General features: G+C 58.7%; 20 protein-coding genes. 13 read left to right on the top strand and 7 right to left on the bottom strand.

The window, feature by feature from the left end; translation table 11 throughout:
• Positions 1-95: 95 nt before the first annotated feature.
• Complete coding sequence (locus JL015_RS11250) at positions 96-1082, top strand: GlxA family transcriptional regulator (RefSeq protein WP_201018531.1); 987 nt, start codon at positions 96-98, stop codon at positions 1080-1082.
• Here JL015_RS11250 and fahA read toward each other — a convergent pair.
• Both fahA and hmgA read right to left on the bottom strand, forming a co-directional pair.
• Positions 1079-2371: a fumarylacetoacetase gene (gene fahA / locus JL015_RS11245; RefSeq protein WP_201018530.1), complete on the bottom strand. Its 1293-nt coding sequence runs from the start codon at positions 2369-2371 to the stop codon at positions 1079-1081. The two genes, JL015_RS11250 and fahA, sit on opposite strands and share 4 nt — an antisense overlap.
• A complete protein-coding gene (hmgA, locus tag JL015_RS11240; RefSeq protein WP_200986058.1) occupies positions 2371-3675 on the bottom strand; it encodes a homogentisate 1,2-dioxygenase in 1305 nt (434 codons plus the stop codon). Before hmgA ends, fahA begins: the two co-directional genes overlap by 1 nt.
• Positions 3676-3805: 130 nt before the next feature.
• Here hmgA and JL015_RS11235 point away from each other — a divergent pair, with 130 nt between their 5' ends.
• A complete protein-coding gene (locus JL015_RS11235) occupies positions 3806-4588 on the top strand; it encodes an IclR family transcriptional regulator (RefSeq protein WP_201018529.1) in 783 nt (260 codons plus the stop codon).
• 114 nt (positions 4589-4702) lie between these two features.
• Here JL015_RS11235 and hppD read toward each other — a convergent pair whose 3' ends face one another.
• From hppD to glcC, 3 genes are all read right to left on the bottom strand, one after another.
• Positions 4703-5782 carry a 4-hydroxyphenylpyruvate dioxygenase gene (gene hppD, locus JL015_RS11230; RefSeq protein WP_201018528.1) on the bottom strand — a complete coding sequence of 360 codons (1080 nt, stop codon included), beginning with the start codon at positions 5780-5782 and terminating at the stop codon, positions 4703-4705.
• Between the two features lie 145 nt (positions 5783-5927).
• The gene (gene maiA, locus JL015_RS11225; RefSeq protein WP_201018527.1) at positions 5928-6572 is read right to left on the bottom strand and encodes a maleylacetoacetate isomerase; all 645 of its coding nucleotides are present in this window, start codon (positions 6570-6572) and stop codon (positions 5928-5930) included.
• Positions 6573-6676: 104 nt separating this feature from the next.
• Positions 6677-7444 (bottom strand): transcriptional regulator GlcC, encoded by a 768-nt coding sequence (gene glcC / locus JL015_RS11220; protein WP_201002821.1) that lies wholly within the window; start codon positions 7442-7444, stop codon positions 6677-6679.
• A 236-nt stretch (positions 7445-7680) separates the two neighbouring features.
• Between glcC and glcD the strand changes: the two genes are divergently transcribed.
• The 5 genes from glcD to JL015_RS11195 all read left to right on the top strand — a co-directional run bounded on the left by glcD (position 7681) and on the right by JL015_RS11195 (position 14239).
• On the top strand, positions 7681-9180 hold the full coding sequence (glcD, locus tag JL015_RS11215; RefSeq protein ID WP_201002823.1) for a glycolate oxidase subunit GlcD: 1500 nt from the start codon (positions 7681-7683) through the stop codon (positions 9178-9180).
• Positions 9180-10241, top strand: a complete 1062-nt coding sequence (gene glcE / locus JL015_RS11210) for a glycolate oxidase subunit GlcE (RefSeq protein ID WP_201018526.1) — start codon at positions 9180-9182, stop codon at positions 10239-10241. Before glcD ends, glcE begins: the two co-directional genes overlap by 1 nt.
• Positions 10242-10243: 2 nt before the next feature.
• A complete protein-coding gene (gene glcF, locus JL015_RS11205; protein WP_201018525.1) occupies positions 10244-11476 on the top strand; it encodes a glycolate oxidase subunit GlcF in 1233 nt (410 codons plus the stop codon).
• Between the two features lie 20 nt (positions 11477-11496).
• Positions 11497-11904 carry a heme-binding protein gene (locus tag JL015_RS11200; RefSeq protein ID WP_201018524.1) on the top strand — a complete coding sequence of 136 codons (408 nt, stop codon included), beginning with the start codon at positions 11497-11499 and terminating at the stop codon, positions 11902-11904.
• A gap of 163 nt (positions 11905-12067) precedes the next feature.
• Positions 12068-14239, top strand: a complete 2172-nt coding sequence (locus tag JL015_RS11195; RefSeq protein WP_201018523.1) for a malate synthase G — start codon at positions 12068-12070, stop codon at positions 14237-14239.
• A gap of 75 nt (positions 14240-14314) precedes the next feature.
• Here the strand turns inward: JL015_RS11195 and JL015_RS11190 are convergent, their stop codons facing one another.
• A complete protein-coding gene (locus JL015_RS11190) occupies positions 14315-15331 on the bottom strand; it encodes a LacI family DNA-binding transcriptional regulator (protein WP_201018522.1) in 1017 nt (338 codons plus the stop codon).
• 259 nt (positions 15332-15590) lie between these two features.
• Here JL015_RS11190 and JL015_RS11185 point away from each other — a divergent pair, with 259 nt between their 5' ends.
• The 6 genes from JL015_RS11185 (at position 15591) to JL015_RS11160 (ending at position 20371) form a co-directional block, all read left to right on the top strand.
• Positions 15591-16082: a gluconokinase gene (locus tag JL015_RS11185; RefSeq protein WP_201018602.1), complete on the top strand. Its 492-nt coding sequence runs from the start codon at positions 15591-15593 to the stop codon at positions 16080-16082.
• Positions 16083-16230: 148 nt separating this feature from the next.
• The gene (locus tag JL015_RS11180; RefSeq protein ID WP_201018521.1) at positions 16231-17583 is read left to right on the top strand and encodes a GntP family permease; all 1353 of its coding nucleotides are present in this window, start codon (positions 16231-16233) and stop codon (positions 17581-17583) included.
• A 591-nt stretch (positions 17584-18174) separates the two neighbouring features.
• Complete coding sequence (gene csrA / locus JL015_RS11175) at positions 18175-18363, top strand: carbon storage regulator CsrA (protein ID WP_002554157.1); 189 nt, start codon at positions 18175-18177, stop codon at positions 18361-18363.
• Between the two features lie 258 nt (positions 18364-18621).
• Entirely contained in the window at positions 18622-19155 is a 534-nt protein-coding gene (locus tag JL015_RS11170) for a hypothetical protein (protein ID WP_201018520.1), read from the top strand.
• Positions 19155-19571, top strand: coding sequence for a phage holin family protein (locus JL015_RS11165; RefSeq protein WP_201002838.1), 417 nt, complete (start codon positions 19155-19157; stop codon positions 19569-19571). The genes JL015_RS11170 and JL015_RS11165 overlap by 1 nt, the downstream gene beginning before the upstream one ends.
• On the top strand, positions 19568-20371 hold the full coding sequence (locus tag JL015_RS11160) for a DUF3618 domain-containing protein (protein WP_201018519.1): 804 nt from the start codon (positions 19568-19570) through the stop codon (positions 20369-20371). The genes JL015_RS11165 and JL015_RS11160 overlap by 4 nt, the downstream gene beginning before the upstream one ends.
• Positions 20372-20430: 59 nt before the next feature.
• Here the strand turns inward: JL015_RS11160 and JL015_RS11155 are convergent, their stop codons facing one another.
• Entirely contained in the window at positions 20431-20667 is a 237-nt protein-coding gene (locus tag JL015_RS11155; RefSeq protein ID WP_201018518.1) for a DUF465 domain-containing protein, read from the bottom strand.
• Between the last annotated feature and the right edge of the window lie 75 nt (positions 20668-20742).

Below are 20742 nucleotides of genomic sequence, written 5' to 3'. Positions count from 1 at the left end.
AGTGGGTGGACGCATGAACTGTATCTGGATAGCCTTTGGCAGATACGCCACAAAACCCACCAATTACGCCAACCACATCAAATGAAGGCTTCTACATGGCTGACATCTCGAAAATCGTCCATATCGTTGCCTTCGCCGATGTTCAGGTCCTGGATGTCTGCGGCCCTTTGCAGGTGTTTGCCTCGGCCAATCGACGCCTGGAAGGTCTGGGCAAACCGCTGCCTTACGCCATGAAGGTCGTGGCGGCAGAACCGGGCAGTGTCATGTCGTCAGCTGGGCTGGGCTTGCAGACATGGCCACTGCCTGCCGCCGAACCTTGCGACACCTTGATCATCGCCGGTGGTCGAGGCATTGGCGCTGCCATGGAAAATGCAGAACTGGTGAACTGGATACAGCAGCAGGCCATGACAGCACGGCGTGTGACCTCCGTCTGCTCTGGTGCGTTTATCCTGGCGCAGACCGGGCTGCTGGATAATCGGCGCGTAGTGACCCATTGGGACAGTTGCGAGAGACTGGCCAAACGCTTCCCGAGCTTGCAAGTCGATCCCGACCCGATTTTCATCAATGACGGACGCTTCTGGACTTCGGCGGGGGTCACGGCGGGCATAGATCTGGCATTGGCCCTGATAGAACAGGACCTCGGGCATGCCATGGCGCTGGCGGTAGCCCGTGATCTGGTAGTGTTTCTCAAGCGCCCCGGCGGGCAGGCGCAGTTCAGCAACGCGCTGTCGATGCAGCAAGCCAGTCATCCCACAGAAAACCGCTTCGCCGAGCTGCATGGCTGGCTGATGGAGAATCTGGATGCAGACTTGTCGGTCGCCAGCCTCGCCGCTCGTGTGGGCATGAGCGAACGCAGTTTCGTGCGCCACTACAGCGCCCAGACCGGCACTACACCGGCCAAGGCTGTCGAGCAGCTTCGCGTGGAAGCTGCGCGTCGGCTGTTGAGTGAAAGCACTCTGGCAATCAAACGCATCGCCTCACAATGCGGCTTTGGCAGTGAAGAAACACTGCGCCGCAGTTTCCTGAGGGCAATGTCGGTCACGCCGCTGGCTTATCGGGAACGGTTCAGGCACCAGGCTTAGCCCAGCACCACACCCCGACACTCCCCGAACCCGATAGACACCTGCCCTTCGCGATGGCAGCGGGCGCGCAGGATCACTTCGTCGCCCGGCTCCAGAAAGCGCCGCTCTTCGCCATTGGGCAGTTTGACGACCTGCTTGCCGCCTTCGGTCATCTCCAGCAGGCTGCCGAACTGCCCGGCCTGCGGACCGGAAAGCGTTCCTGTACCGAACAGATCCCCCGGTTGCAACTTGCAGCCGTTGACGCTGTGGTGCGTGATCATCTGCGCCACGGTCCAGTACATGTTCAGGCTGTTGCTCAAGGCCAGACGACAGGGCTCCAGACCCTGAGCCTTCATCTGCTCGGTCAGCAGCAGGACCTCCAGTTCGATATCCAGCGCACCGTTTTCCTGATCCGTCGGATCGAACAGGTACGGCAACGGCTGCGGGTCGCCTTCGGGACGTGGCGGTTGAGGGCTGCGAAACGGAGCCAGGGCTTCGGCGGTCACTACCCAGGCAGAAATCGTCGTGGCAAAACTCTTGGACAGGAACGGGCCCAGCGGCTGATATTCCCAGGCCTGGATATCCCGCGCCGACCAGTCGTTGAGCAGGCAGAAACCGGCGATATGCTCGCTCGCCCGATCAATCGCAATCGGCGTGCCCTGCTCATTGCCCGGCCCGATCCACACGCCCATTTCCAGCTCGTAATCCAGCCGTTTGCAGGGGCCGAATGCCGGTACTTCCTGGCCCGGCGCCAATGTCTGGCCGTTGGGGCGCTGGATCGGTGTATCGGAAATGCACAGCGTTGAGGCCCGACCGTGATAGGCGATGGGCACGTACTTGTAGTTGGGCAGCAAGGGGTTGTCCGGGCGGAACAACTTGCCGACGTTCATCGCGTGATGAATGCCCACATAAAAGTCGGTGTAATCCCCTACCCGCGCAGGCACATGCAGGCGGCATTCAGCGATGGGATGCAGCAGATTGGCGGCCTGCAGGCTGGCGCGTTGCGGGCTGTCCTCTGCGAACAGTTGCAGCAAGGCAGCGCGCAAGGTGCGTCGCGCCGGAGCACCCAATGCGAAGAAATCATTCAACTGATCGCGGCTGGCGACGTCTGCAACCTTTTGCGCTTCTCCCTCGAAAAAACCGGCCTGCACTGCCGCTTGCAGATCGAACACCAGATCGCCGATGGCCACACCGCCACGCGGGCCTGTATCGCCATTGCTGAACACGCCCAACGGCAGGTTTTGCAAGGGGAAATCGGGATGACCATTGGCCGAGGCAATCCAGCTATGGCGGGTTGAAGAAACATTCATCAAGGCAATTCCTTATTGAAAATCCTGGCCATGTCACTCCAGCAAGCGTCGTAATCGCGTTGCAGTTGCTCACAGTCCAACGCATGACGGCTTGGGCGCAGGACCTTGCCAGTCTCGAACATGAAGGCCAGGGTGTTATCGATCTTGTGGGGTTTGAGTTCGGCGGCAATGGCTTTTTCTGCGGTGGCATTGTCAGGGCCGTGGGCGCTCATGCAGTTGTGCAGCGATGCCCCGCCCGGCATGAAACCTTCGGCCTTGGCATCGTAGACACCCTCGATCAGGCCCATGAATTCGTTCATCAGGTTGCGGTGGAACCACGGAGGCCGGAACGTGTTTTCCGCCACCATCCAGCGCGGCGGGAAGATCACGAAGTCGATATTGGCCTGCCCGTGAACCGCGCCCGGAGCCGTGAGCACCGTGAAGATCGAAGGGTCTGGATGATCGAAACTGACCGTGCCGATGGTATTGAAACGACGCAGGTCATATTTGTACGGCACGTTGTTGCCATGCCAGCCCACCACGTCGAAGGGTGAATGATCCAGTTGCGTGGACCACAGCTCGCCGAGAAACTTCTGCACCAGTTCAACCGGTGCGTCGCTGCTCTCGAAACGGGCAGTGGGCGCCAGAAAATCTCGCGGGTTGGCCAGCCCGTTGCTGCCGATAGGCCCCAGGTCCGGCAGACGCAATGCACTGCCGTGGTTCTCGCAGATATAGCCACGGGCAGTGGCATCCAGCAGTTGCACTGTGAATTTCATGCCGCGAGGCAGCACTGCGATTTCCTGCGGCTCGATATCCAGCAGCCCCAGCTCAGTGACGATGCGCAACCTTCCCTGCTGCGGCACCACCAGCCACTCGCCATCGGCATTGAAGAACGCTCGCTGCATCGAGGCATTGGCGCGGTACACGTAAATGCTCACGCCCTCTGCCTGATCGGCCGCACTGGTGCTGGCCAGCGCTATCAGGCCATCGATGAAGTCCGTGGGCTCAGCCGGAATATCGAAGGCATTCCAGCGCAGGCGATTGGGTGTGATCGGCCCTTGTTCAAGCCCAGTGATCTGCCGGAGCAAACGCTCATATCGAGGATGGGCAGCCGAGGGTTTGATTCTGTATAGCCAGGTACGCCGGGCCTCGGCGCGCGGGACCGTGAAAGCCGTGCCGGACAGCAGTTCGGCATAAAGCCCCAATGTGTGTTTCTGCGGAGAGTTCTGACCGACCGGCAACGCACCGGGCAGCGCTTCACTGCTGAAGTGATTGCCGAAGCCGGATTGATACACCAGTGGTTCGTGATCGGGATGAACAGGCATCTGGACCTCTTGTTTTTATTGGGTCGCATAGCGGCGAATCAAAAATCGTAAATCGATTACGAATAACGTAATTTGAGTTTGAGGTGTGGTCAAGCTATAAAAGCTGCCTTTCCAGATTGGCGCCCCACCCATGACCGATGAAATCGAAAGCCCTGCAAACGGACGCCAGCAAAAGGTTCAGGCGGCCGAAGTCGGCCTGGGAGTGCTCAAGGCTCTGGCCGAACTGACGCCTTCGACGTCGTTGTCGAAACTGGCCGAGCATCTGGGCATGCCAGCCAGCAAGGTTCATCGATATCTACAGGCACTTATTGCCAGTGGTTTTGCCGAACAGGACGGGGCCACCAACCACTACGGGCTGGGTCGCGAAGCGCTACAAGTCGGCCTGGCCTCGCTGGGCAAGCTGGATGTGCTGAAAGTCGCCGCACCTCATCTGGCGACCTTGCGCGACGAACTGAATCAAACCTGCTTCCTGGCAGTCTGGGGCAACAAAGGGCCAACCGTGGTCTATGTCGAGCAATCCACAGGCGCGGTCACGCTGGTGACGCAGATCGGTTCGGTATTGCCACTGCTGAGTTCCTCTACCGGCCTGGTCTTCGCCAGCTTTCTGGCGGACAGGGAAACAGCCGCCCTACGGGAACAGGAAATCCCTCACCTGAACGCAGCGCAACTCAAGGACGTCGAGCAGCATGTCGAACAGATTCGCGCCAACGGCGTGCATCAGATTCAAGGGCTGCTGATGCCCGGCGTCAACGCGGTATCTTCTCCGGTTTTTGCCATGGGCAACAAACTGGCAGGCGTGGTGACAGTGGTGGGATCGGGCGCGCTCCTGACCGGCAAGGCGCAGGACCTTGCGGCCAGACAATTACTTGCAACGGCACAGGCGATCAGTGGGCGGATGGGGGCTGAAAGCTGAAAGTCATAAGTTGCAAGCCATAAGCTGCAAGCTGCAAGCTGCAAGATTAGAAGCCCATCTGCTCTTTCTTGCAGCTTATAGCTTGCAGCTTGCAGCTTACAGCCCTCCCCCCTCCTACTCCTCCGCCATCAACACTCCACGCCGGATCTGATCCCGTTCGATCGACTCGAACAGCGCCTTGAAATTGCCTTCGCCAAACCCGTCATCGCCCTTGCGCTGGATGAACTCGAAGAACACCGGCCCCATCAGGGTTTCGGAGAATATCTGCAGCAGCAGACGACGCTGACCACCGTCGGACGAGCCATCTAAAAGGATGCCTCGGGATTTCAATTCGGCTTCCGGCTCACCATGGTCAGGCAGGCGGCCTTCGAGCATTTCGTAGTAGGTCTCCGGCGGCGCGGTCATGAAGCGCATGCCGATGGCTTTCAGGGCATCCCAGGTCTTGATCAGGTCATCGGTGAAGAACGCCACATGCTGGATGCCTTCGCCATTGAACTGCATCAGGAACTCTTCAATCTGGCCTGCGCCTTTGGAGGACTCTTCGTTCAAGGGAATACGGATCATGCCATCGGGTGCGGTCATGGCCTTTGACGTCAGGCCGGTGTATTCACCCTTGATGTCGAAGTAGCGAATCTCACGGAAGTTGAACAGCTTTTCATAGAAATTCGCCCAATACGCCATGCGTCCGCGATAGACGTTGTGGGTCAGGTGATCGATGAACTTCAGGCCTGCGCCCTCGGGATGCCGGTCCACTCCTTCGATGAAGTTGAAGTCGATGTCATAGATCGAGGTGCCTTCGCCAAAACGGTCGATCAGGTACAGCGGCGCGCCGCCGATCCCCTTGATCGCCGGCAAGCGCAATTCCATAGGCCCGGTGGCGATTTCAACGGGTTGCGCCCCCAGCTCAAGGGCTCGGCTATAGGCCTTTTGTGCATCCTTGACCCGAAACGCCATGCCGCACACCGACGGCCCGTGCTCGGCCGCGAAATAGGAGGCCAGGCTATGAGGTTCGTTATTGAGAATCAGGTTGATCGCGCCCTGGCGATACAGCACCACATCCTTGGAGCGATGGGTCGCGACCTTGGTAAAGCCCATCATCTCGAAGACAGGCTCAAGGACATTGGGGGTCGGCGAGGCGAATTCGATGAATTCAAAGCCCATCAGGCCCATCGGGTTTTCGTATAGATCAGCCATGGTCTGGCTCCTTGCAGGAAAAGTGAGAATGCGGGACAGCCCAAATCACTTTTCTGCGGGCGGCGCACAGGGAACGCCCCGAACACTGCGGGCCAGGAAGTCACCAAAAATCAGTTGCAAACCCAATGTTTTCATAAGTTTCAGCCTAGTCCGGCTTGTCCGGTTGTGCATCCGGGTGCGCCTTCAGGAAGGCGGGAGATTGCAGCGCCTGTCGTTCGACCTGGACGATACGCGGATAAGCGCCCAGGTCGACCTTGAAGCGCCGCGCCGCATAGACCTGCGGTAAAAGATACACATCTGCCACGCTGGGCACATCTCCAAAACAGAACGCCGCATCGTCAATCAACTGCTCGACGGCATTCAGACCTTCGCCTATCCAATGGCCAATCCAGCCTGTGACCTCTGCCTCGTCATGCCCCATGCCACGCAAACGGTTGAGCACAGAGACATTGTGCAGCGGGTGAATATCACACCCGATCACGGCGGCCACCGCCCGCTGCCGGGCACGTAGCAGCAGGTCCGATGCAAGCAGAGGTGGCTGCGGGTAACGCTCTTCGAGGTATTCGATAATGGCAGGCGACTGGGTGATGACCTCACCGCTCTCAAGCTGCAAGGCTGGTACGCGACACTGTGGATTGATGGCCTTGTATTGCGGCTTGAGGTGTTCACCGCCATCACCGGCCAGATTGACCGCAATCGCAGTGTAATCCAGCCCCTTGAGAGCAAGAGCGATGCGCACGCGATAACTGGCCGTCGAGCGGTAGTAGGTAAACAGGCCAGGCCAAGCCATATCTCGTGGGAGCGAATTCATTCGCGAAAGCTCGTTATTATTTTCGTAAATACATTACGTTATGCGTAAATTGCGGGATCACCCGCCGCCTGTCAAGCCAACACTCACGTCCAGCCTTGCAGACGCAAGGTCGAACGCACCAGCCGCTGCTCTTCGTTTTCGATTTCCCGCAGGTTTTCGCAGATGCTCTGAATATGTGCGAGGGCGGCCTTGCGAGCCTGTTCCGGGAGACGGCCGGTCACGGCGTTGTACAGGCGGGCATGCTGGCGGTCGATCTGACGCTTCTGCGGCTCGCGATGATAGAGATTGTTGACCGAGGCATAGACCGTGTTGAGCAGCAGGTCGGTGAGCGAGCGCAAGGTTTGCACCAACACCGGATTATGCGAAGCCTCACAGATCGCCAGATGGAAGGCGTGGTCCAGACGAGCGTGTTCACTGGCTTCAAGCTCCCGGCTCTGGGCCGCAACCAGGGCGTCATAGCTTCGTGTGATCAGAACAAAATCCGCATCGGTGCCGCGCAAGGCCGCAAGCCGCGCCGATTCGCCTTCCAGCAGGCTGCGCACTTCGAACAGGTCATACAGGGTGCGCGGTTGCGAGCCGAACAGGTGCATCAGCGGTGAGACTTGCTGCTGGCTGTTCATTTGCGCGACAAACGAGCCCTTGCCCTGCTCGGTCTCGATAATCCCCCGAGCCCGCAGCAACTTCAGCCCTTCACGCAGGGCGGTGCGGGAAACGCCAAGCTTTTCGGTCAGGCGACGCTCGGAGGGCAAGAGTTGCCCCACCTTCAGGACGCCATCGACGATCAGCCGCTCGATACGCTCACAGACCACATCCGCCACTTGCGGAACCCGCTGCTTTGCAGAGCCGTCCATCCTCACTCCAACTGGTATGACCAGATCAAAGGTATAAACCGATAGCGAACCACATCTACAACAAGACAATGATTTTCAAGGAGTTTTAAAAGAAATAACGCCGTAAATCCCTGAAAAACTGGTTCGACCACCTGCGCAAAGCATGGACAGTAAAGCCGGGAACGCCAATGATGCAAGCCAACCGCTGCCTGAAACCGGTAAACGCAAGCCCTACAAAAACAACATTGGGTTGCACCATGAATATTCTCTACGACGAACGCATCGACGGCGCTCTGCCTGCCGTCGACAAGCAGCAACTGCTGCATGACCTGCAACAGCAGTTGCCGGATCTGGATATCCTGCATCGCCCCGAAGAGCTGCGGCCCTATGAGTGCGATGGCCTGTCTGCCTATCGGACCACTCCGATGCTGGTGGCATTGCCCCGGCATATCGAAGAAGTCCAGACCTTGCTCAGGCTGTGCCATGAACGGCATGTGCCGGTGGTAGCGCGTGGTGCAGGCACCGGTCTTTCCGGTGGTGCCTTGCCGCTGGAGAAAGGTGTATTGCTGGTGATGGCGCGCTTCAATCAGATTCTGGAGATAGACCCCGCCGCCCGTCTGGCACGGGTTCAACCGGGCGTACGCAACCTGGCGATTTCCCAGGCTGCGGCGCCTCACGGTCTGTATTACGCGCCTGACCCTTCTTCCCAGATCGCCTGCTCCATCGGCGGTAACGTCGCGGAAAACGCAGGCGGTGTGCATTGCCTCAAGTACGGTCTGACCGTCCACAACCTGCTCAAGGTCGAAATACTCAGCGTCGAAGGTGAGCCCATGACGCTGGGTAGCGATGCGCTGGATTCTCCGGGCTTCGATCTGCTGGCGCTGTTTACCGGCTCCGAAGGCATGCTGGGCGTCATCACCGAAGTGACCGTCAAACTGTTGCCCAGACCGCAGGTCGCCAAAGTGCTGCTGGCGGCCTTTGATTCCGTGGAAAAAGCCGGGCGGGCCGTGGCCGATATCATCGCCGCCGGCATCATCCCCGGCGGGCTGGAAATGATGGACAACCTGGCGATTCGCGCCGCCGAGGACTTCATTCACGCCGGTTATCCGGTCGATGCCGAAGCCATTCTGCTGTGCGAACTCGACGGCGTCGAAGCCGACGTACACGATGACTGTGAACGGGTCCGGGAAGTGCTGACCAGAGCTGGCGCCACCGAACTGCGTCAGGCCAGGGACGAAGCCGAGCGCGTTCGTTTCTGGGCCGGACGCAAGAATGCCTTCCCGGCGGTCGGGCGCCTGTCGCCGGATTATTACTGCATGGACGGCACCATTCCGCGCCGGGAACTGCCCGGCGTCCTGCAAGGCATTACCCGACTGTCCGAAGAGTACGGCCTGCGAGTCGCCAATGTGTTCCATGCCGGAGACGGCAACATGCATCCGCTGATCCTGTTCGATGCCAACCAGCCGGGCGAACTGGAACGCGCCGAAAATCTGGGCGGCAAGATCCTTGAGTTGTGCGTCGCGGTGGGCGGCAGCATCACCGGCGAACACGGTGTCGGACGGGAAAAGATCAATCAGATGTGTGCCCAGTTCAACAGCGATGAGCTGACCTTTTTCCACGCGATAAAAGCAGCCTTCGATGCCAGTGGCATGCTCAACCCCGGCAAGAACATTCCAACCCTGCACCGCTGTGCGGAATTCGGCGCCATGCATATCCATGCGGGCCAGTTGCCCTTCCCTGAACTGGAGCGTTTCTGATGGCGACCACCCATGACAACGATGCCAGCCAGGCCTTGCTCGATCAGGTCAATAAGGCCCTGCTAGATGCAACACCGCTACGGATTCAGGGCAGCAACAGCAAGTCTTTCCTGGGCCGTAACGTGACAGGCAAAGTGCTCGACACCCGCGAGCATCGCGGCATCGTCAGCTACGACCCGACGGAACTGGTGATTACCGCTCGCGCCGGCACGCCACTGAGCGAGTTGATGCAAGCTCTCGATGACGCCGGGCAAATGCTGCCCTGCGAACCGCCAAGGTTTGGCGAAGCCACACTTGGCGGCATGGTCGCCGCCGGATTGTCCGGGCCACGCAGACCCTGGTCCGGCTCGGTACGGGATTTCGTGCTCGGCACACGGGTGATTACCGGACTGGGCAAACACTTGCGCTTTGGCGGCGAAGTGATGAAAAACGTCGCCGGTTACGACGTCTCGCGCCTGATGGCAGGCAGCCTGGGCTGTCTTGGGCTGCTGACCGAAGTGTCACTCAAGGTCCTGCCAAAACCCCGCCAGTGCAGCAGCATCGCCCTGGAAATGAACAATGCTCAGGCTCTGCAACGCCTGGCCGAATGGGGTCAGCAGCCAATCCCGATCAGCGCCGCCAGCCATGATGGCCGCGTCCTGCATCTGCGCCTTGAAGGTGGCGAAGGCTCGGTAAGCGCTGCACGGGACAGCCTCGGCGGCCAGACAATCAACCCCGATTACTGGCAAGACCTGAACGAGCAGCGTCTGGACTTTTTCCTCGACAGCCGCCCCTTGTGGCGTCTGTCTGTCCCCAACAACGCTGGCGTACTGGATCTGCCCGGCGACCAGTTGCTCGACTGGGGCGGCGCGCAACGCTGGCTGAAATCCGACGCGGACAGCGCAACGATCCGCAGCCTGGTAACGGCCATCGGCGGTCATACGACGTGCTATCACGCGGGTCACGAGGACAGCCCGTTCCAGCCGCTGGCCACACCGTTGCTGCGTTATCACCAGCAACTCAAGGCCCGGCTCGACCCGCAGGGCATCTTCAACCCTGGCCGAATGTACGCGGAGTTCTGATCATGCAGACCACCTTGAGCGAACACGCCAGACAACTGCCCCGCGCCGAAGAGGCCGAGAGCATCCTGCGCAGTTGTGTGCATTGCGGTTTCTGCAATGCCACCTGCCCGACCTATCAGTTGCTCGGCGATGAGCTGGACGGTCCTCGCGGGCGCATTTATCTGATCAAGCAAGTCCTGGAAGGCAATGAGGTCACCGAGAAAACCCAACTGCATCTGGACCGCTGCCTGAGCTGTCGCAATTGCGAAACCACCTGCCCGTCGGGCGTGGATTATCACAACCTGCTGGACATCGGGCGTGCCGTGGTCGATGCCGCCGTGCCTCGTCCGTTGGGCCAGCGTCTGTTGCGCGACAGCCTGCGCCATGTCGTTCCCCATGCCGGGCTGTTCAAATCCCTGACGCAACTGGGCAATACCTTTCGCCCCTTGCTGCCCGACAGCCTGAAAACCAAACTTCCGGCCTCGATATACCCGGCAGGAGCTCGTCCGGCACAACGCCACGAACGCCAGGTACTTTTGCTGGAAGGCTGTGTTCAGCCGGGTCTGTCGCCCAATACCAATGCGGCGACCGCAAGGGTGCTGGATAGGCTGGGTATCAGCGTGCAGCCCATCAGTGAGGCCGGTTGCTGCGGTGCCGTGGACTACCATTTGAATGCTCAGGACGCAGGACTGGATCGAGCTCGGCACAATATCGATGCCTGGTGGCCCGCCATTGAGAGCGGTGCCGAAGCCATCGTCCAGACGGCCAGCGGTTGCGGTGCCTTCGTAAAGGATTATGGTCATCTGTTACGCCATGACCCTGAATATGCCAGCAAAGCCGCGCGGGTCAGCGCCTTGAGCAAGGATCTGGTGGAGGTGCTGCGCGATGAACCGTTGCAGGCGCTTGGCATCAAAAGCGACCTGCGCCTGGCGTTCCATTGCCCTTGTACCTTGCAGCACGCGCAAAAGCTCGGCGGAGAAGTCGAGCGGGTGCTGACACGCTTGGGCTTTAACCTCACCACAGTCCCCGACGGGCATCTATGCTGTGGCTCGGCAGGCACCTACTCCATAACCCAGCCTGAGTTGTCGCGTCAATTACGCGATAACAGAATGAACGCTCTGGAAAGTGGAAAGCCAAACGTTATCGCTACCGCCAATATCGGCTGCCAGACTCATCTCTCGGGCGCCAACCGGACACCGGTGCGGCACTGGATCGAATTGATCGATCAGGCCCTCACCCCTTCTGAATCTCACTGAAAACCAATCTGGAGAATCCCATGAAAATAAAAGCCGTTCTGACCCAGACCGAAGTAAGCCAAATGCTGATTGCCGCCCGCGACGAGGCGCTGGCCAATAACTGGGCCGTGTCCATTGCCGTGGTCGATGACGGCGGTCACCTGCTGGCCTTTGAACGTCTGGACGGCGCAGCCGCGATCAGCAGCTACATCAGCGTGGAAAAAGCCCGTACTTCCGCACTGGGTCGTCGCGAGTCCAAGGGTTATGAAGAGATGGTCAACGGCGGTCGTACGGCATTTCTCAGCGCGCCTTTGCTGACCTCGCTGGAAGGTGGCGTGCCGGTGATTATCGATGGGCAGGTCATCGGTGCGGTGGGCGTGTCGGGTGTGAAAGCCGACCAGGATGCCCAGGTAGCGAAGGCCGGGATTGCGGCGCTGAATGCTGATTGATGTGCGCACATCATGAATTAAGTGGAGTTTTCGTAGGAGCGAATTCATTCGCGAGAGGCCCGTATATCCGAAGAGGATCTATCGTCTTCAATGACGTCTCGCGGATAAATCCTCTCCTACCTGCCCCTGTTTTATACAAACCCATCAGGGATGAGGCCTGACCATGACTGATTTCATCAAATGCCAACGTCTGAAAGTGGCAGTCAATCTGCAACGCTTCATCGATGAAGAAGTACTGCCGGGCACAGGGCTGGATCGCGAAGAATTCTGGGAAGGGTTCGACGCTCTGGTACATGAGCTGGCCCCCCTGAACCGCGACTTGCTGGCAGAACGTGACCGCCTGCAAGGCGAGCTGGATAAATGGCACAAGGCGCATCCCGGCCCGATCAGCGATATGCCGGCCTACCGTAGTTTTCTGCAATCCATCGGCTATCTGCATCCGGTGCCTGAGCAGGTCTGCGCCACCACGTCCAATGTGGATCTGGAAATCAGCGACCAGGCCGGCCCGCAATTGGTGGTCCCTGCCAGCAATGCTCGATACGCACTGAATGCGGCCAATGCACGCTGGGGTTCGCTGTATGACGCCCTGTACGGCACCGATGCGATTCCCACCAGCGAAGGCGCGGAAATCAGTGCCGGTTACAACCCGCTGCGCGGAGCCAAGGTCATCGTCTTTGCCCGTGAACTGCTGGACGAAATCGCCCCCCTCGCCCGAGGCACGCACATCGATGCGCGGCATTACGCGATCATCGACGGCAAGCTACAGATCAGGCTGGCAGATGACAGTGAAACCGGTCTGAAACAGCCGGAAAAATACCTCGGCTATCAGGGCGATCCCCAGCATCCGACCGCCGTGCTACTGAAGAACAATGGCTTGCATGTGGAAATCCAGATCGACCACAAACACGCCATCGGCAGCAACGATATCGCCGGGATCAAGGATCTGCTGATCGAATCGGCGCTTTCAACCATCATCGACTGCGAAGACTCGGTCACCGCCGTGGATGCCGACGACAAGGTGTCGGTCTATCGCAACTGGCTGGGCCTGATGAAGGGCGACCTGAGCGAAGAGCTGGTCAAGGGCGGCAAGACCATCACCCGTCGTCTCAATGCAGACCGTGCCTACAAGGCCGCCAATGGTGGTGAACTGAAACTGCCGGGGCGCTCTCTGTTGCTGATCCGCAACGTAGGCCATCTGATGACCAGCCCCGCCATTCTGGACCGCCAGGAACATGAAATTCCCGAAGGCATCCTCGATGGCGTGATAACCAGCCTGATCGGCCTGCATGACCTGAAACGTCGTGGCAATTCCCGTGCAGGCAGTATCTATATCGTCAAACCCAAGATGCATGGCCCTCAGGAAGTGGCATTCGCCGGTCAACTGTTCAGCCATATCGAGGACCTGCTCAAACTGCCGCGAAACACCCTGAAAATGGGCATCATGGATGAAGAACGCCGCACCAGCGTCAACCTCAAGGCCTGCATCGATGCGGCCTCGACGCGGGTTGCCTTTATCAACACCGGCTTTCTGGACCGTACCGGCGATGAAATCCACAGCGCCATGCAGGCCGGCCCGGTATTGCGCAAAGGCGACATGAAAAACACGCCCTGGATCAAGGCTTACGAGCGTAACAACGTGCTGGTCGGCCTGACCTGCGGCCTGCGCGGACGGGCGCAGATCGGCAAAGGCATGTGGGCGATGCCCGATCGCATGGCCGACATGCTGGAGCAGAAAATCATCCACCCGCAATCCGGAGCCAGCACGGCCTGGGTGCCCTCACCAACCGCCGCGACCTTGCATGCGCTGCACTATCACAAGGTCGATGTGACCAAAGTCCAGGAAGAGCTGCAACAGATCAAGCTGGCCGATATCAGCGAACAGTTGCTGGATGACCTGCTGAGCATCCCGGTTGCCAACAAGACGGACTGGTCTGTGGAGCAGATTCGTGCAGAAGTCGAGAACAATGCCCAGGGCTTGCTCGGTTATGTGGTGCGCTGGGTCGAGCAGGGCGTCGGTTGCTCCAAGGTGCCGGACATTCACAACGTAGGCCTGATGGAGGACCGGGCAACGCTGCGCATCTCGAGCCAGCACATGGCCAACTGGCTGTACCATGACGTGATCGATCAGGAGTTCGTGCTGGGCATTCTGGAGCGCATGGCCAGGGTGGTCGACAAACAGAACGCCGGGGACTCGCGCTATCGGCCCATGGCGGCGGACTTCAAGAAATCCGTCGCCTTCCAGGCGGCCTGCGCGCTGGTGCTCAAGGGCACCGAACAACCCAGCGGTTATACCGAACCGTTGCTGCATAAGTTCCGGTTGGGGTTCAAAAAGTAGGAGTGAATTCATTCGCGAAGGTCATTCATTCGCAAAGTCATTTTTTTCGCGAATAAATTCGCTCCTACGGGGGTGTCAGGAGCTTTCGCGTACCACCAGCTCAAAACCCAGGTCCACATGAGGTGGCTGGGCCAGCCCTTCAAGCAGGCCCAGCAGTACTTGTGCAGCGCGTTGCCCGACTTCCTGGCGCGGTGTGCGGATCGAAGTCAGACGCGGGAACATGTGGGCCGAGCCGGGCAAATCGTTGAACCCCACCAGGGAAACCTGCTCCGGTATCGCAATCCCACGGCGCAAGGCCTCAAGGGACGCGCCCTGTGCAAGGTCGTCGTTGCAGAAGAAGATGCCATCCACATCAGGATGCCGCTCCAGCAATTGCGCGAACAATTCGCTGCCAAGGCCGATGGAAGACGGTTGCGGCGTCGAGACTTGCAGCTCAGGGTCGTATAACCCCGCCTCCTCCAGCACCTGACGAAAACCCACGCCACGTCTCAATACCCGCGGGTCGAGCTGGGCCGCCATATAGACCAGACGCTTGCGACCGCGCCCCAGCAGATGGCGCGCCGCCTGCGCTCCGGCATCTTCCTGGGAAAACCCCACGCAATAAGCCTCGCGCTCGATATCCAGCTCCATCATATGGACACAGGGAATACCGCTGGCCTCCAGCATCTGACGCGACGCGGGCGTGTGGTCGAAACCGGTCAGCAGGATGCCTCTGGGCCGATTGACCAAGTGGTTGCGCAGCAGCTTTTCTTCCTCGTCGGGCGAGTAGTGATAGTTACCGATCATCACTTCCAGACCGCGAGTGCGCAGCACGCCCTGAATGGCTTCCAGGGTATCGATGAATAACTGGTTGGAGAGCGAAGGCACCAGCACCACTACGGTCTGGCTACAGGATGACGCCAGGGCGCGGGCCGCAGGATTGGCGACATAGCCCAGGCTTTGCGCCGCTGCGCGGACCTTTTCCACCAGCTCCGGAGCAACGGTGGCAACACCACGCAATGCACGGGAAGCCGTGATAGGCGAAACGGCGGCAAGCTGCGCAACTTCATTGAGGGTCGGACGGCCTGTGGAGCGGGAACCAATGCGGGTCATCTATTGCCAACTAACATAGGGGTTGCCAAATGTATTCAATGCCCCCTAAGGTAGCGCTGTCTCATGGATCGTGACAATGCTTTCTCGCGGGCGCTCACTGCGCAGAACAGCCTGCAATGATATGGCTACACCTAAAACAACGACAAGAACTGGAACAGCCCAGACTGAACTTTGCTTCCACCGGACAAAGACAGCGCTGTCTCCAGATGAGGTATCTAATGTGACAACTGCGAATACTGCTATTTCCGCCCTTGTGGTGATGGGTGTTTCCGGCTGCGGCAAGAGTGTGGCCGGCGCAGAAATTGCCCTCAACAGTGGCGGTCGCCTGATCGAAGGCGATGCCTTTCACCCCACCGCCAATATCGAAAAGATGAGCGCTGGCACTCCCCTCACTGACGAAGACCGTGCCGGCTGGCTGACTCGTCTTGGCGAGGAAATGGCTGCTGCCGTGAAAAATGGCGAACGTCCGGTCCTGACCTGCTCCGCCCTCAAGCTTCGCTACCGCGAACGTCTGCGCGAAGCCGTGCCGGGCCTGGGATTTGTCTTTCTGGAGTTGAGCAAGGAAGTCGCGACCGACCGCTGCGCACATCGACCGGGGCATTTCATGCCGGCCAGTCTGGTGGACAGCCAGTTCGCAACCCTTGAACCGCCTCATGGCGAACCCAGGACTCTGGTCGTCGATGCGACTCAGTCTGTGGACACCATTGGCAAGCAAGCCTCGGCCTGGTGGAAAGACTCGCTAGGCGGCTAAAGGCGTGAGTGCGAAAGACAGCGCTGTCTTGAAAACAGGACAGCGCCAAATGGTAGGGCGTGATCATTCTCGACGCACACAGACTCACCAGGAACGATCACGCTTTTGAATTGCTCCTATAAAACAAAGACAACCGGAGAGAACTCCCATGTTCGGTATGACCCATGAGACGTACCTGCTGATAGATGCGTTGGTAACCGTCGTCGGCCTTGTGCTGCTGATTACCAAATTCAAAGTTCACCCCTTCGTTGCACTGACCATTGCAGCGGGCTTCCTGGGCCTGACCTCCGGCATGCCGGTGGAAAAGGTCATGAAATCGTTCCAGGACGGTTTCGGTGGCGTACTGGGCTTCGTCGGTATCATCCTTGGTCTGGGCACCATGCTCGGCAAGCTGATGGCTGACTCGGGCGGTGCCGATCAGATCGCGCAAACTCTGATCCGCACATTCGGCAAGCAGAAAGTGCATTGGGCGATGATGCTGTCCGCGTTTCTGGTCGGGATCCCGCTGTTCTTCGAGATCGGCTTCGTGCTGCTGATCCCGCTGGTATTCATTGTGGCGCGTCGTACCGGTGTGTCGATCGTCAAGATCGGTATCCCGCTGCTGGCCGGTCTGTCGGCCGTTCACGGGCTGGTACCGCCGCACCCGGGTCCGCTGCTGGCCATCGGTATTTTCGGTGCTGACATCGGCAAGACCATTTTCTACGGCCTGATCATCGCACTGCCGACTGCCGTCATTGCAGGCCCGATCTATGGCAAATGGATTTCCAAGTACATTCCCGGCACACCTTCCCAGGAACTGATGGATCAGATCGCCAAGGAGTCGAGCACGCAAAACCTGCCCGGCTTCGGCATCACGCTGGTGACCATCCTGCTGCCAGTGTTCCTGATGCTGCTCAAGACGTTTGCCGACGTGGTATTCCCGCCGGAAAACATGTTCCGTATCTGGATGGACCTGATCGGTCACCCGATCAGTGCCCTGCTGGCAGCCCTGTTGCTGGCGTTCTACACCTTCGGTTCGGCACGTGGCTTTGACCGTACCAAGATCATGAAGCTGCTGGACCAGAGTCTTGCGCCTGTCGCGGCCATCGTGCTGATCGTCGGCGCTGGCGGCGGCTTCAAGCAAATGCTGGTGGCCAGTGGCGTGGGTGATGTCATCGGTAACATGGCGGTGCAGGCACAGGTCAACCCGCTCCTTCTGGCGTGGCTGGTGGCTGCGGTGATTCGTATCGCGACAGGCTCGGCGACTGTGGCAACCATTACCGGCGCAGGCATTGTTGCGCCAGTGGTCGGACTGATTCCCGGCGTCAACCGTGAGCTGCTGGTATTGGCCACGGGTGCAGGCTCGCTGATCCTGTCCCATGTGAACGACGCTGGTTTCTGGCTGGTGAAGCAGTACTTCAACATGACCGTATCAGAAACATTCAAGACCTGGACGGTCATGGAAACCATCCTTTCGGTGGTCGGCCTGATCTTTGTCCTGCTGTTGTCGATGGTCGTTTAACAGACGCACGATGCAATGAAGTTTCGCGGGCAGTTCATGCCCGCGAGACTGTTCCCCCCGCCCCGGCACGCCATCGCTTAGATGCATTCATTTATACGAGCACGCCACTTGAGCATCCGCCCCAAAGACACGGCCAACGCCCGGCCCTGCGGCTCTGCGACAGCCTGCATGATGCTGTAAATCACTCTCAAATCCGATTTCCTACGCTCCACTACGCACTTTCATTTTGAAATATCAGAAAGCTCAGGCAATGTTTCAAACTAATGCCTACGCTTACATATGTCAGGGAGTTGACCCTCTCAACGCCCTCCTGAAAGTCGGCGGCAATGGCGAGGTATGCTGCGACTTACGTTACTTTTTACTTTCCGCCAGTAATTACGGGCATTTTCGTGCCAAAACGGGCAGAATTGGCGTACTCGTCGTATCGTTGATGCAAATCTCGATGACAAGAAAATGACCCGAGGGAATTAATTTCAACGCTGCAACGTCATACGATGGATGCATTTGGATGTACTCGGCAACAATCACCACGCAAAGGCAAACGCCAGCCTCTTGATAGAGGCGTTTCAAGAGGCCATCAAGGAAAAGATTATGTTGATACTCACTCGCAAAGTAGGCGAAAGCATAAACATCGGTGACGAAATCACCGTGACGATTCTTGGCGTTCAAGGACTGCAAGTCCGGCTAGGTATCAACGCACCGAAGAATGTCTCAGTGCATCGCGAAGAGATCTACAAGCGTATCCAGGCAGAACTGGCTCCAAACCAGGACCCACAATAACACCCGCTACACCCCTCTATTCAGCTGATCTGCCACCCCATTGGCAGATCAGCCATACGGCGCCGTGAAAGGCGCCGTTTTTTATTCCCGCCCCCCAATCTTCCCTCCCTCGCGGCAGTGACCACTTGTCATTCACCCGGAACATCGCTCGAACCCCACAAGTCCACCCCAAGCAAGCACTCAGATCAATGCCAGCCCGTTGTGCGTAGTGAGCCGGGCATTCTCTTTTACCTGATGACCCGAATACGGTGAATGACGATGGCTACGACGAATGAACCCACAGTCAGTGGCAACGCACACGCTGGCAGGCCGACAGGCCAGGACCCTCTGCCAGGATTGCAGGACGATACCCAACATCCCCTTGAGGACACGAAAGAACAACTCAACGCGCCATTCGAGCAGTACCGCGACACGGCTGCAGATCAGATCGACAACCTGGCACAGACGGCTCAGTCAGTTGCAAAAGAGATATCGGATAACGACACGCTGGGGCTTTCCCGATACGTCTCTGATATCGCACAGGGCATGAACGATCTGGCAGAAAAGCTGCGAGGCAAGAACACCGATGAGTTGTTGCAGGATGCGGGCAGACTGGCGCGTGACAACCCCCTGCTGTTTCTCTGCGGCAGTGTTGCGCTGGGGCTTGGGCTGTCACGGGTACTCAAGGCATCGATGCCCGCAACAGACGCCCCCTCTTCGACGACAGACGCCCCCGGGTTTGCCGATGACCCTGTCGATGAACTCTACCGGGATGGCTTGAACAGGGATGGCCTGTCCAGAGGAGATGTGTAATGAAGACAACACCCGACATTCCAGAGAGATCGCCTGAAAACGAAACCTCGGTACTGGGCTTGATCAAGCAACTGGCGCATGAGGTTCCAGCCCTGATCAACAAGGAAATAGCGCTGGCCAAGGCCGAGCTGCGGGAATCGATCCAGACCTCCAGACAAGCAATCATGACGATCGGCATTGGCGCGATCATGGTTCTGGGCGGCTTCATCATATTGTTGCAGGCAGCGGTCTATGTGCTGACCCACTTCATGGCCTCATGGCTGGCGGCATTGATTGTTGCAGTGGTCGCCATGATCGTGGGGTATCTCATGATCATGGCTGGCAACAAGAAGCTCGACCCCGCCAGTCTTGCACCTGAACGCACCGCCAGCACCTTGCAGAAAGACAAGGAAGCTATCCAGAGGAAAGTCTCATGAGCATAGACAGCAGCTTCGGCACCCCGGAAGACTTCGAGGCGCCACCGCAAAAGAGCCCGGAAACCCTGGAACAGGAAATCGATGCACAACGCTCCAGCATCGGCAACATTGTCGATGCGCTCGAAAAAAAGATATCACCCGGCCAATGGGTCGATCAGGCCCTGGCCTACGCCCGGGAAAACGGCGGCGAGTTTGTTGGCAATCTGGGCAATAACGTCAAGGCCAATCCGGTGCCTGCCGTACTGGCATCGGTGAGCATAATCTGGCTGATGCTGGGCAGCCGCACGCCCTCCTCCGGCCCTTCGGCGATCGACAGCGTCGGCAGGAAAGTCAGCGATATGGCGGAAAGTGTCGGCGACAGCCTGAGCAGTGCCAAGGCCAGGGTGCAGGAAACTGCTGCCCGCATGAAAGACAAGGGCAGCCAGTTGACGGACAGTATCGGAGATAAACTCTCGTCGCACTCGGGTCACGACACAGGCCTGGCGTTTCAGGAAAAACGCCTCAGCGCCAACACCTTGTTAAGCGAGCAGCCCTTGGCTGTCGCCGCCATCGGTGTTGCTCTGGGAGCGCTCATCGGCGCAGCCTTGCCGGCCAGCGAGCGTGAGAAACGGTTGATCGGCCAGGCACGCGACAAGCTGATCAATACGCCTGCACAGCACAATGGCCCTGAGCAGTTTTCGTCGACAGGCACTGGCTTGCCTCCTGACAGATCACCGTTGCCAGAAAAGCATGACAGCCTTGCGGGCCGTTCCGAACCACTGCCGGGAACTTCGTCGGGAACGTCGCCCGGCCTGGGTTGAGTCAGGCAAACGGCCCCGCTCAGGCAGGGCCGTTCACCCTTGTCATGGCCTGATCGCATTCATCTCAGAAGGCAATGCACGATCCGGTCCTTTACCTGAAGGCGTCGCTCCTTGAGCTTCTTGAGTTCATCATCACCAATCCCTCCGGCCAGTCCCTTTTCGGCATGGATCACCTGAGTATCCGTATCGTCATAATCCGCGAGCAATTGCTGCAACTTCGCATCGCTCTTGCTGCGCTGGACGACTTCTTCCCGGGTCAGTTGCAAATCTGCGAATAGATCATGTTTGACTGGCATGGATAATCATCTCCTGTAGAACTGCTGAACCATGAGCCCGGCAGGTGAGGCCTGGCTTACTGATACAGTCAGGCC

Origin of the sequence: Pseudomonas cichorii, from assembly GCF_015471405.1 — a bacterium.
Taxonomy (GTDB): domain Bacteria; phylum Pseudomonadota; class Gammaproteobacteria; order Pseudomonadales; family Pseudomonadaceae; genus Aquipseudomonas; species Aquipseudomonas serbiensis.
Note: the sequence above shows the minus strand (reverse complement) of the source record. Positions and strands in the feature narration are given on the sequence as shown.